Annotated in this window: 7 protein-coding genes; 6 read left to right on the plus strand and 1 reads right to left on the minus strand. The window is 43.0% G+C overall.

Features of this window, described 5'->3' with window-relative positions:
• The gene (locus BVC89_RS10610) at positions 1–2,178 is read left to right on the plus strand and encodes a sensor domain-containing protein (protein ID WP_245929372.1); all 2,178 of its coding nucleotides are present in this window, start codon (positions 1–3) and stop codon (positions 2,176–2,178) included.
• A gap of 44 nt (positions 2,179–2,222) precedes the next feature.
• Here the strand turns inward: BVC89_RS10610 and BVC89_RS10615 are convergent, their stop codons facing one another.
• Positions 2,223–3,677: a M48 family metalloprotease gene (locus BVC89_RS10615; protein ID WP_245929373.1), complete on the minus strand. Its 1,455-nt coding sequence runs from the start codon at positions 3,675–3,677 to the stop codon at positions 2,223–2,225.
• 581 nt (positions 3,678–4,258) lie between these two features.
• On the opposite strand from BVC89_RS10615, the gene BVC89_RS10620 reads away from it, so the two are divergent.
• The 5 genes from BVC89_RS10620 to aceF all read left to right on the plus strand — a co-directional run bounded on the left by BVC89_RS10620 (position 4,259) and on the right by aceF (position 13,637).
• On the plus strand, positions 4,259–4,513 hold the full coding sequence (locus BVC89_RS10620; RefSeq protein ID WP_086931174.1) for a sulfurtransferase TusA family protein: 255 nt from the start codon (positions 4,259–4,261) through the stop codon (positions 4,511–4,513).
• Entirely contained in the window at positions 4,510–5,589 is a 1,080-nt protein-coding gene (locus BVC89_RS10625) for an AI-2E family transporter (protein WP_086931175.1), read from the plus strand. Before BVC89_RS10620 ends, BVC89_RS10625 begins: the two co-directional genes overlap by 4 nt.
• A gap of 72 nt (positions 5,590–5,661) precedes the next feature.
• Positions 5,662–8,589 carry an insulinase family protein gene (locus tag BVC89_RS10630; protein ID WP_086931176.1) on the plus strand — a complete coding sequence of 976 codons (2,928 nt, stop codon included), beginning with the start codon at positions 5,662–5,664 and terminating at the stop codon, positions 8,587–8,589.
• A gap of 465 nt (positions 8,590–9,054) precedes the next feature.
• Positions 9,055–11,706, plus strand: a complete 2,652-nt coding sequence (aceE, locus tag BVC89_RS10635; RefSeq protein ID WP_086931177.1) for a pyruvate dehydrogenase (acetyl-transferring), homodimeric type — start codon at positions 9,055–9,057, stop codon at positions 11,704–11,706.
• A gap of 20 nt (positions 11,707–11,726) precedes the next feature.
• Entirely contained in the window at positions 11,727–13,637 is a 1,911-nt protein-coding gene (gene aceF / locus BVC89_RS10640; RefSeq protein WP_086931178.1) for a pyruvate dehydrogenase complex dihydrolipoyllysine-residue acetyltransferase, read from the plus strand.
• Positions 13,638–13,774 lie beyond the last annotated feature (137 nt).

Here is a 13,774-nt window from a genome sequence, read left to right on the forward strand (position 1 = left end):
TTGTCTGAACCATATTTCAGTAAGAACATCTTTCAATCTGAACTCTCAACTGCGGGCAACTTTGAAGATAATCCCGAATTACTTTTGCTCCTTGATTCTATGCGATCGATGGTGATCTACGTAGATCGCTGGGGCAACGTTAAGCATGGCAATATTCGAGCGCAGCAGTGGCGCAAGCCCGAGCCGGTGAAAGAGATTAGTTTTATCGAGTTTGCGTCAAATTGGGAAGATCCATACGAAAGACAACGTGAAGTCATGCAGGTGATACGTACAGGGAGATCCATGTGGCAATCCCTAGAACGATGTTTTGAGCGGGGACGCGAGAGCTGGTTTCATGTTGATAAAATACCTACACGGGATTTATCTGGCGCTGTTAGTGGTGCCTTGCTCATTATTGATAACGTTACCGAACATGTCTTCCAAGAGCGCGCATTAAAGGAGAGCGAAACACGTTATCGCGCGTTTATCAAGAATAGCTCCGATGGCATATGGCGCTATGATTTAAAGCCTGCTGTGGATATTAACTTACCTGTGGATGAGCAAGTGAGACAAATTCTACAACGAGCAGAACTGGTTGAATGTAATGATCGCCTAGCAAAATTGTTCCACTTTGAAGATAAGGAGCCCCTGATTGGCTCGCCTCTTTATATCAACGGCGCGCTTATAAAAAAGCATGATATTAAGGAGTTTGTCTGTAATAACTACAGATTAGAGTGCAGTAAATTTTCCGGTAATCAAAAACAAGATGAAGGCATTTTGTTAGAAACTTCAGCCGTCGGTGAGATTGAAAATGGCTTCTTGGTGCGTTTCTGGGGAACTAGTCGCGATATTACTGAGAAAAAACGCTACCTGGATAAGATGGAGTTTTTGGCAACTCACGATGCATTAACATCCTTACCCAATAGAGTCTTGTTGTACCGTCAGATGGAACAGGTGTTGTTATCTAGGAGTGCTGACCAGCGCTGCGCTTTACTGCTTATCGACCTCGATCGCTTTAAAGAAATAAATGATACGTTAGGCCATCTAGCCGGTGATAAAGTCTTAAAGCAACTGGGGCCACGTTTTCAAGCGGAGATGGGCAAGGTTCCTGGTGTTGTTGCTCGCCTTGGTGGTGATGAGTTTGCCGTTTTTTTATCCAATATTCGCAATGCCCAACAAGCTGTGGTGATGGCACATCGTTTCCTAGATGCTATATGCCATGTCTTTGAACTCGATGGCTTTCGTACCGAAATTAGTGCCAGTATCGGTGTGGTCATTTCGCCAGATCAAGCCGATGACGTAACCACACTTATGCGTTATGCTGATATTGCCATGTACCACGCTAAAACCCGATTAAAAGGGGTGTCGGTATACGATTCTGAGTTTGATTCCCACTCACCTTTTCGATTAGAAATTATTGGCGCTTTGGGACGTGCTATTCGAGAAAACCAGCTATGTTTGCACTTTCAGCCCAAGGTATGTTTGGAGACTCATCGGGTTTACGGCTTTGAATCTTTATTGCGTTGGCAGCACCCCGAGCTGGGCTTTGTCCCTCCAGCAGAGTTTATTCCAATTGCTGAAATGTCGTCGGTGATCTATCCACTCACAGCCTGGGTATTGGAAGAAACCGTAAAACAATGTTCCCTTTGGGTGAAGCAGGGCTTCGCTATTACCATTGCTATGAATTTATCGGTACGCAATTTACTGGATGACAGAATTGTGGGGGATTTGAGGCGGGTGTTAAAAGAGTACGACTTGCCTGGCGAGCACCTTGAGATGGAAATTACCGAAAGTATGATTATGTCTGACCCCAAAAGAGCTGAGCATGCGCTCAGGCGCATTAGTGCATTGGGTGTAAAACTATCGGTGGACGACTTTGGAACAGGTTATTCTTCTTTGGCTTATTTAAAACGCCTGCCTGTGCAGTGTTTGAAAATTGATGGTTCCTTTATTCGCGGAATGCTAGAGGATGAGCAAGATGAAATTATTGTCAATTCAACTATTCAACTCGCCCACAACTTAGGCCTTACTGTTGTCGCCGAAGGAGTAGAAAATGAGGCCACGTATCAGCACCTCAAGAGTCTGGGGTGCAATTGTGCACAAGGCTATTTTATTGCCCCACCGATGGATACTGCCGCCACTGAGCAGTGGCTCGATGACGGTCAATGGGAGTGCTGTGATGATTTATGCTGGGGCTAATCGATCGTTGCCACAGGGGTTTAATTAAGAGTACTTAGCTTAGTTTAGAGTCTCGATTGTTCACGCAGCTTTCTGGCTTTCTGCAATTTTTGTTCGATTCTGGCATGTAAGTGACGATCTTTTTCAATTAGACGCATAGCATTTTTAAGCTGGATAATTGCTTTATCAAAAAGGCCGTTGAGCATAAAGTATTCGGCTCTAGTGGAATGCACTTGGAAAATATTACCTGCTAGGCCGTGCACTTCAGCCAGGAGATACCAGATATAGTCATCCTTAGGGCGGCGCTGACTGTGTCTGGTGAGTAATGCCTGGCATTCTTTATATTTTCCCGCTTGCATCATAATTTCCGCTGCGCGAATATTGAGTGCATGGTGATTGGGATGACGCTTTAACTTATTTTTTAGCAGTGATAATGCGGCATCAAAATCCTCTCTTTGTGCCTCGATCTCTGCTTTGGCTACAACAAAGTAGAGATTATCCGGTTCTGCTTCCAAAAGTGGAGCTAAAGCGCTTTCTGCTTTTTCCAGTCGTCCGGCTTTTGTCAGTGCTAATACAAGACCATAGGTCGAAGGTTTAGTATTGTAATCTTCGTTATTAATTTTGTTTTCAAAGTGGCGAATGGCAAACTGCATGTTTGCTTCGTGTACCAGTGATGCGCGTATTTTTGCGTAATAATATTCTTCATTGTCGTCAAAGTGTCGAGGTCGAGTCTGCTGGGCCCGTAACTGTGAATCCGATACCCGGCTTTCAGTTAAGGGGTGGGTCAACAAAAATTCTGGGGGGCGCCTTGAAAAACGGGATGCTTTGAGCATATTTTCAAACATCGCAGGCATGGCTTCTGGATTTTTACCTGATCTTACCAGCGTCTCCATACCTATGCGATCTGCCTCTTGCTCCATTTGTCGACTAAAGCGTAATTGCGAATCGAGAGCTGCTGCTCGTGTTGCGGAAATGGCGGCAATTCCCGCTTCACCGCCTGAGGTGGCCGCAATTAGGATACTGGCAAGCAAGGCTGCGATATTAGGGATAGATTTATCTTTTTGATCAGCTATTCGCCTAGCGAAGTGACGTTGGCTCAAGTGAGCTAATTCGTGAGCTAGAACAGAAGAGAATTGATCCTCTGTGTCGGCATATTCAAATAGACCTGTATGCACGCCAACAATACCTCCCGGCACCGCGAAGGCGTTGAGGGCGGCGTTTTCGACCACTAGGATATCCAAGCGCTTGTCTTGTAAGTCACTGTATGCTGATAACTTTTTTATCAGGGTTTCTACATAGGACTGCAAAAATGGGTCGGTGGATGTGGGAACTCGTGAACGGTAAAAACGCAGCCAGTTTTGGCCTAATTCATATTCTTGACGAGGCGATATCAGGCCTGAGCTGGCATCTCCCAAGTCAGGTAGCAATATGTCTGCAGCAGTGCTAGGTGAGATCGCAGCTAAATTTAGCGCTAAGGCTGCGCCCATACTGCATAGGATTTTTCTTAATGGATTTAACAAAATATCAATACCGCTGAACGTATATCCGTTGATTTAGGGCCTGCCTTTTTAATTTTTCAACTTAATCTTTAATGACGATTTAATTTTTAGTTACATATTTTGAGTTGTAGCTTCTTAACTGCACTAATTACAAGATCTCAATCGCAATTTTAACTACCATTACGCGCTATTATACCCTACGTTTTTACTGTGTATTTTTGCAAAAATTAACGCTGATTATGTATTGCTCAATCATCCTAGAATCTTAAGTCTTATACAAGCGTACATCTCAAGTTTTCTCAATAATGACGTATAATTAGACTATCGTAAAATATGCCTCAAATGAGCCAAAAACATCATATGCCACATAGTTTTCACTTTCCCTATATAGACTTAAACACACAACACCTATCGACTCTTTATTACGACAAAGTAACGATATTGTGGTGCAATTAGTCACGGTCTTAGGTATATATGTGATATTCAACCCACAAGTTGGCATTACTAAGTCAGTATTTCGAGAGTGAAAATAAGAAAATGTTCCTGCCAACGACAAAATATTCCTCTTTAAATACCTTGATGACACAATCAAAATTTAGAATATGACAATAAGCGAAAACTTTAACCCCAAAATCACTGTTGATGCGCAGGGGCTTAGCTGTCCAATGCCATTACTAAAAGCCAAGCAGGCGCTTAATCAGGTAGAGGCAGATGACATAGTGTGTGTTATTGCCTCTGATGCTGGATCAGTTAGGGATTTTCACTCTTTCGCTGATTTAACTGAGCATAAAATAGTCGATTTTTGTGATGAAAATGGAATCTACACCTACACGATTAGAAAGGGCAAACTAGTATGATCCGAATTTTCCACCGTTGGATTGAGCGATATTTCGCAGATGAAGAAGCGGTTCTTGTAGCGGTTATCATCATAGCCGGCTTTACCATTGTGCTGTCTATGGGGGTAGTTCTTGCGCCCATGACTTCAGCTTTAATTATCGCTTTTTTAATGCAGGGTGTTGTATTGCGCTTAACCTCCTGGGGATTGAGCCATATTGTGGCTGTGACAGTGGCTTTCTTAATCTTAGTGAGCAGCGTTATCGTTGGACTCCTCTATATATTACCTGCCTTATGGCATCAGGTGGTGAAGCTTTTCTCTGAAGCACCTAGAATGCTAAAAGAAGGGCAAGAGCTCCTTCTCTTGTTACCTGAAAAATATCCGACTCTTATCCGAGAAGAACAAGTCACACAGATGATTGACGGCCTTGGCAATGAGTTAGCTCAAGTTGGGCAGACAATTCTTTCCATTTCTCTTGCTCAACTGCCTGTTATTATTTCCATACTTATATACCTGATACTCGTTCCCATCCTCGTATTCTTCTTTTTAAAGGATGGGCGAGAGATGATGGAGTGGTTTTCTAATATTTTGCCCAGAGAACGCCCGGTGATGCAGCAGATCTGGCGGGAAATGAACCAGCAAATCGCCAATTATGTGCGAGGGAAAGTCATTGAGATTGTGATTGTTGCCGGTGTATGCAGTGTTGTTTTTAGCTTTCTAGGGGTAAATTATGCCTTGCTGCTTGGTATTGCTGTGGGCTTTTCTGTGCTTATTCCTTACATTGGGGCTGCTGTGGTTACCTTGCCCGTGGCGATTATTGGCTTTTTCCAATGGGGTTTAAATGAAACTTATTTCTACTTAATGGCCTCATACTTTGTAATACAAGCGTTAGATGGCAACGTATTAGTACCATTACTTTTCTCTGAAGCCGTTAAAATGCATCCAGTGGTGATTGTTTTAGCTGTATTGGTATTTGGTGGATTGTGGGGTTTTTGGGGAGTATTCTTCGCTATTCCTCTGGCAACTTTATTTAAAGCAATTATTACCGCTTGGCCCACCACAAATATCGATGAAGGGCTTGCTGAAGTGAAGGGATAATCTGGATCTCAGGTGAGTTCTGATTAACTCAGGATTTACCTGATAAATATTAAGAAAAATAGAGGTGTATATTTGAGGTTCTTTTATTTTTTAGCGTGTTTGATAGTGTTTGTTTGTCCTCTACTGAGCGCAAAAACGCCCATTATTGTTAATGACAGTGATCACCGAAAGTTCGAATATTTCTCGCTCGATAATACACTTCAAGTTCTTCTTATTTCCGATGTAAAAGCTGAGAAAGCTGCCGCTGCCTTGGATGTCGCTGTCGGCTCTGGCGATGATCCTAAAGATCGTTATGGCTTGGCACACTTTCTGGAACACATGCTCTTCTTAGGAACTGAAAAGTATCCTGTTGTTGGTGAGTTCCAAGATTTTATTGCTGGTCATGGTGGTCGACATAATGCCTATACCAGCTTGATGCACACCAACTACTTTTTCGATATCGATGCTAAAAGCTTTGAACAAGGCCTGGATCGTTTTGCCCAGTTTTTTATCAGTCCCCTTATTATGGAAGACTATGTGGCGCGCGAACGCAATGCAGTGCATTCAGAATATGCCTCTAAGTTAAAGTCAGAGGCTAGGCGGGAGCGGGATGTTTTTCGTGAATTGGTGCTACCAGGACACCCTTTGTCTAAATTTTCTACGGGAAACCACAGTACTTTGAGTGGCGTACCTGTTAGTCGCTTACAAAAAGAGCTTTTTGATTTTTATAATACCCAATACAGCGCTAATAAAATGGTGCTCGTTTTAAGTGGACCCTTTGAATTAGTACAATTAAAGACCTGGGCTGTGAATAAATTTAGTGCTATAAAAAATAAAAATGTTGCACAGCCACAATCTCATAATACATTATTTGCTGATGGCTTCTTACCGGCTGAAGTGCATATCAAACCACAAAAGGAATTGCGCAAAGTCACATTTTCTTTCCCGATACCATCGACTCTACCTCATACAGATAAAAAGCCAACACAATATATTGGTAACTTTATTGGCCACGAAGGTGAGGGTTCGTTGCTATCGCTATTAAAAAAAGAACGATGGGCTAGCTCTCTAAGTGCCGGTAGCGGTGTAAGGTGGCACGGTGGTGAGACTTTTAATGTCACCATTCGTTTAACCAAAGAAGGTTTAAATAACCTTTCTCATATTCGCGATTTGATGTTCGACTATATTGCGCTTATAAAAAGAAATGGCATTAGCCAATGGCGTTATCGAGAGTTAGCTAAATTGAGTAAGATGTCTTTTGATTTCGGCGAACGGGGAAATCCCATAAGAGAAGTTAGCCGTCTTGCTCGTGATTTACATGAGACAACGGCGAATAAAATTTTTTGGTACAACTATAATTGGGACAAATTTGATGAGGTGCTTATTCGCCGTTACCTGGGTGAACTCAATGTCAATAATATGTTAACCGTAATTGTTGCACCCGAAACAATTGCCGATAAAGAAAGTGAATTCTATCAAGCGCCTTATCGTGTAATCACTAATAACACCTCTCAACATTTAGAAAACCATTCAACTGTAAAAAAGGCTGAGTTTCGTAGTCACAAACTTACACTTGAAGGCCCAAGTGTTGCCACCTATAAAAAATTAAAAAAACAAATGGACTTGCCTAAAGCAAACCCGTTTGTTCCGAGTAATTTTACTATTTATGAAGAGAGCTTTGCGCAAGCTAAAGAAAATATACCGCAATTAATTTATCAGCGTGATGGAGTGCAGGGTTGGTTTTTAAATGACAATATTTATAGTATTCCAAAAGGCTTTGTGAGTTCTCGTTTTCTCTTGCCTACAGCAACTCATTCCCCTGAGTTGAGTGTAACGCTCGATATCTTCGCAAAAATTATTAAAGATGCTCTAAATAAACTCAGCTACAATGCCTCTTTGGCTGGTTTGTCTTATTCATTAAATGCTACAGCTAAAGGCATAGATTTAGATTTTTATGGCTATAACGCTTCTTTACCTGAATTGTCTAGCCGTGTATTGAAAGTGATCCGAAACTTTAATCGCAGTAAAAAATATCGGCTTAAAATGATAGATGCCTACTTTGATGATGTTCGGGAAGAGTTATTGCGAATTCAACGCAATCGTCGATACGATAAAGTCTATGCACAAGTTTTTCGTGATGTGCCTTCTGTGCTTTATTCTCCCTATTGGTCGAGTCAGGATTTGGAAGTCGCCCTCGATAAATTGACTAAAAAACGTTTTATTGAGCTGTCTGAAAATTTATTTGATGATGCTCAGTTAGAAGCTCTCGTATATGGTAACTTTCGTGAAAAAGACGCCAAAAAATATTTCTCAGGCTTAAGGAAGATATTAAAAAAGAAAGATCAGCACGTGTTAGAGAAGAGTAAGGTAGTGAATTTGTCTCAAGCGCCATTATTTGTTAAATCTTTGGTGGTTGATTCACAGGAGAGTGTCGCTGCAATTTACTTACAAGGGCGCGATGACTCCATTGAAGAACAAGCCAAGGTTTTAATTTTACAACAAATGATGTCATCACCCTTTTATCAAACATTAAGGACACAACAACAACTTGGTTATATTGTACAAAGTGCCAATTATACCTTACGCGATGTGCCGGGTATTGCTGCGGTAGTGCAGTCGCCACAATATTCACCATACCAAATTTATCAGCGCATGTTAGATTTTTTTAAAAATAGTAAAAATGAAATATTTAAAAATTTCGCGAGGGATAAAAATGCACTGGTTATCGAGCTAAAAGAGCAGGCTAAGAATCAAGGTGAATGGGCGAATCACTATTGGGCAAGTATTTTAGATAAAGATTTTTCCTTTGATGAGCGCAAACGGTTGATAGCCGTGATTGAAAATATTACCCGCGGAGAAATTGATCAATTGTATGACGATATGCTGATCAAAAATGGTGCGGATATGATTTTTGTGGCGAGTAATAAAGAGATTCCTGCAGCAACATTCGACCCTTCTGCAAAAGGCATTAAAGACTACAAAAAATTTAAAGATCATATGTTAAGTTACACTTACGATTGAAAGTAACATGATGCATCTTGCGCTACAGCCCCCGTAATTGCTGCGTTGCAGCTAAAAAGTAGGGTGGAAAGTTTATTTGCATGTGTGTAGAATCGTGACAATTCTATTGCTCTATTATGTCAATTTAAATGAGTGTATATGTCAGACATCATTTTGACACAGCGTTCAACAATATCTGCAAATGGTGGCCACAGTTAAATAAAACATTAGATGTTATTACTTAGATGCTTAGTGAAAAGCATATGTACGAACAAGAAAGATACATATGTAACAAAGCAAACATTGTAGGTTCCAGAAGACGAGTACATATATAAAACACTATTGACGATTGAAAGAAACCTTCGAAATTATCCATCAAATTTTATTTATGCGGGAGTGGTTCATACCATTTCTCTATACGATTTTGTTTATTCGTTTAATACCGCCGTACAACAGTTCTATGCGGCACTACTGAGGAGGCCCTAAATGCTAGAGGAATCTGATGCTCTAGAAACCCAAGAGTGGGTAGAAGCACTTGAATCGGTAATTCGTCATAACGGACCTGAACGTGCATCTTATCTTTTGATCCAATTAGCAAATATTGCGACTAAAGCAGGTGTTGGTTTACCGTCAGCTATTACGACACCTTATAGTAATACTATTCCGGTTAGTGCTGAAAAGCGTCATCCTGGGGATGAACATTTAGAGCGCAAGATCCGCTCTTTGGTGCGCTGGAATGCTATGGCGATGGTAATGCGCGCAAATGATAATGATGAGGGTTTGGGTGGACACATTTCGTCATTCTCTTCTTCTGCTACGTTGTATGAAGTAGGGTTTAACCATTTCTTCCGTGCTGATAGTGATGACCAATTAGGTGACTTGATTTATTTTCAGGGCCATATTTCACCAGGTATCTACGCGCGCTCCTTCCTTGAAGGCCGTTTATCTGAGGATCAATTGGATAACTTTAGGCGTGAGGTAGATGGCGGTGGTTTATCTTCTTATCCTCACCCATGGCTAATGCCTGATTACTGGCAGTTTCCTACTGTATCCATGGGGCTAGGTCCTATCCAAGCTATCTATCAGGCTAACATTATGCGCTATATGTCTGCCCGCGGCTTACCCCGTGGCGACCGTAAAGTATGGGCGTTTTTAGGGGATGGTGAATGTGATGAACCTGAAACTTTAGGTGCAATTTCCCTTGCTGGACGCGAGCAGCTTGAAAATCTGATTTTTGTGATCAACTGTAATTTACAGCGGTTGGACGGTCCGGTACGTGGTAATGGCAAAATTGTCCAGGAACTTGAAGGGATCTTCCGTGGCGCTGGCTGGAACGTTATTAAAGTGTTGTGGGGCAGTCTTTGGGATGAGTTGTTGCAAAAAGATACAACAGGCTTACTGCAAAAACGTATGGATGAAGTGCTCGATGGCGAGTTGCAGAACTATAAAGCCAATGGCGGTGCCTACACTCGTAAGCATTTCTTCGGTAAGTATCCTGAGTTGCTAGAGTTGGTTAAGGATTATACTGATGATGAAATTATGGCGCTTAACCGTGGTGGTCATGACCCGCAGAAAGTTTACGCAGCATATGCAGAAGCATCGGCGCATAAAAAGCAACCTACTGTAATTCTTGCGCAGACAGTTAAAGGCTATGGTCTTGGCGCAGCAGGTGAGTCCGCCAACATTACTCACTCTGTGAAGAAGCTGGATATTGAGAGCTTGAAGAAATTCCGCGATCGCTTTGGTATTCCAGTTGCTGACGAAGACTTGAAAAACGTTCCTTATTACCGCCCATCTCCCGACTCCCCAGAAATGAAGTATATGCAAAGCCGCCGTCAAACACTGGGTGGTTATGTGCCTTCTCGAGTATCGGATTTCGATGCGCTACAGATACCTAAACTGGATGCCTTCAAAGCATTGATGAAGTCCACCGGTGATCGCGAAATATCCACCACCATGGCCTTTGTAAGATTTATCTCCACTTTAGTGAAAGATAAAAATATGGGCGACCGTGTTGTGCCCATCGTTCCTGATGAAGCACGCACCTTTGGTATGGAAGGCATGTTTAGGCAATTGGGCATTTATTCCTCCCAAGGTCAAAAATATACGCCACATGATCGTGATCAAATCATGTACTACAAGGAAGATAAGAAAGGCCAAATTCTGGAAGAAGGTATTAACGAAGCTGGCGCTATGTCTGCTTGGGTTGCCTGTGCGACTGCCTATAGCACTTATAAAAAGGCCATGGTGCCATTTTATATATACTATTCAATGTTTGGTTTTCAGCGTATCGGTGATTTGGCATGGCTAGCTGGAGATATTCAAGCCCGAGGTTTCTTGATCGGTGCAACTTCGGGTAGAACCACCTTAAATGGTGAAGGTCTGCAGCACCAAGATGGCCACAGTCATTTAATGGCTAATACTATTCCTAATTGTCACTCTTACGATCCCACTTATGGTTTCGAATTGGCAGTGATTATTCAGGATGGTTTGCGTCGTATGTATGAAGACAAGGAAAATTGTTTTTATTACATCACTACTATGAATGAAAACTATCAGCATCCCGATATGCCTATTGGTGCCGAAGAAGGCATTATTAAAGGTATCTATCAATTGAAGGCTGGTAAGAAAAGCACTAAGAAAAAACGTGTACAGTTGATGGGTGCCGGTACGATTTTGCGTGAAGTGGAAGCCGCCGCGGAGTTATTGCGAGAAGATTGGGGTGTTGAGTCCGATATATGGAGTGTTACCAGTGTTAATGAGCTGGCTCGCGATGGTCAGCGTGCGTCTCGTTGGAATTTACTCAATCCAACCCAAACACCACGCAAAGCGTATATTACTGAGCAATTGGAATCTAGTGATGGTCCTTTCATCATTTCTACCGATTATATGAAGAGCTATGCAGAACAATTGCGTGCCTATATTCCAGGTAATTATTCTGTCTTAGGAACTGACGGGTTTGGCCGCAGTGACACGCGCTCAAAACTACGTAAATTCTTTGAGGTGGATCGCTACTTTGTTACTGTTGCTGCACTCAAGGCTCTTGCTGATGAAGGCAAGATAGACAGTAAAGACGTTGCCGAAGCGCTTAAAAAATATGGCATCGACTCAGAAAAAACCGATCCAACGACCTGTTAACTTACTAGGAGAATTTTTCAGTGGCTAAGCAAACAGTCCCTGTACCCGATATTGGCGGGGCGGAAAATGTAGATGTAATCGAGATTTCGGTCGCACCTGGAGATGTGATAGCGGTTGATGATCCTCTAATTACTTTGGAATCGGATAAAGCATCGATGGATATTCCGTCGCCGGTTGCAGGTAAAGTGATCAATGTTCTTGTTAAAGAAGGTGATCAGGTATCAGAAGGCTCAGCGGTGTTAGAAATTGAAGTAGGTGGTGCTGAAGATGCGGCTCCTGCAACTCAAGCCGCGCCTGTCGAAAGTGCTCCGGCGGCAGCTTCTAGCGCCACTGAGCAAACACCTGTAGCAGTGCCTGATATAGGCGGTGCCGAAGGTGTGGACGTGATCGAAATATGTGTTGCCATTGGCGATACCGTTGCCGAGGGCGATTCTATTATCGTACTTGAGAGTGATAAAGCTTCCATGGAAGTGCCTGCTCCAACGGGCGGTAAAGTGGTAAGTATTGCATTGAAAGAAGGAATGAAAGTTTCTGAAGGCGATGCAGTATTGGTATTGGAAACTCAAGGTGGTGGCACTGTAGCGCCAGCACCTGCGGCGGATAGTGCTCCTGCACCTGTTGCCGCTGCGCCCTCAGGTGCATCAGCTTCTATGGATGTTAGTGTGCCTGATATTGGTGGTGCAGAGGACGTGGATGTGATCGAAGTCTGCGTTGCTGTTGGCGATGAAGTGAGTGAAGGCGATTCCATTATTGTTTTAGAGAGTGATAAAGCCTCAATGGAAGTACCCGCACCTGCCTCTGGTAAGGTGACTAAGCTTGCTATTAAAGAGGGCGATAAAGCATCCGAAGGCACGGCCGTGTTAACCCTGGAAGTTGCCGGTGCTGCACCGGTTGTCCAAGAGCAAGCTGCACCCGCTGAACCAGAGCCTGTCTCAGCGCCAGCACCAGCTAAAAAACCGGCAAAACCCCAGACGACTAATCAGTTGCTGCCACAAGATATTGAAAGCTCAGGCAGCTCAGTTTATGCCGGTCCGGCAGTGCGTAAGCTTGCCCGCCAGCTGGGGGTAAACTTGGGAGAAGTACAAGCGACGGGAGCGCGAGGTCGTATCTCCAAGGATGATGTTAAAGCTTTCGTTAAAGGTGTCATGACTAGAAAACCGGCTGCTAGTGCAGGCGCAAGCCTAACCAGCGGCACAGGCATTCCTGCTATTCCAGAAATAGATTTTGCCAAATTTGGTGAAGTTGAAACCGTTAAAATGAGTAAAATTCATAAGGTTACAGCCGCTAATATGCTGCGTAGCTGGTTGAATGTGCCTCATGTAACGCAGTTTGACGATGCCGATATCACCGATATGGAAGCTTTCCGCAAAGGCATGAAAGCTGAGGCAGAAAAGGCAGGAGTGAAGTTAACACCTTTACCTTTCTTGTTAAAAGCATGTGCTGCTGCTCTGAAGCACGAAGAGAGTTTTAACGTTTCATTGCACGCTGACGGTGAGCATATTGTTAAGAAGAAATATGTTCATATCGGTATCGCTGTGGCGACGCCAAATGGCTTGATGGTTCCCGTGGTCAAAGATGTGGATAAAAAAGGTCTATTCCAATTGGCGGAAGAATCCAACGCGCTGGCTAAGAAAGCACGTGATGGCAAACTGATGCCAAATGAAATGCAAGGCGGCTGCTTTACTATTTCTAGCTTGGGTGCAATAGGTGGAACAGGTTTTACCCCTATCGTTAATGCACCGGAAGTGGCTATTCTTGGAGTTTCTAAAGCTTCGATGCAGCCTGTATGGAATGGTAAGGACTTTACTCCCCGCCAAATGCTACCTCTATCTTTGTCTTATGACCACCGTGCGATTAACGGCGCAGATGCTGGGCGTTTCTTTACTTATCTAGTGTCCTTACTCTCAGACATTCGTCGCTTGTCATTGTAAGCTTTTCTTTTGAGCACCATTTTGCGGATAAAAAAAGCCCAACATATGTTGGGCTAACTCTCAGGATGGTGTACTTACTGGCCGAAATTCCGTCTTGTAATGTCCCTCTTTCAACGTCCTTGTCTCACATTCCTGTG

The organism is Agarilytica rhodophyticola (assembly GCF_002157225.2).
GTDB classification, from domain to species: domain Bacteria; phylum Pseudomonadota; class Gammaproteobacteria; order Pseudomonadales; family Cellvibrionaceae; genus Agarilytica; species Agarilytica rhodophyticola.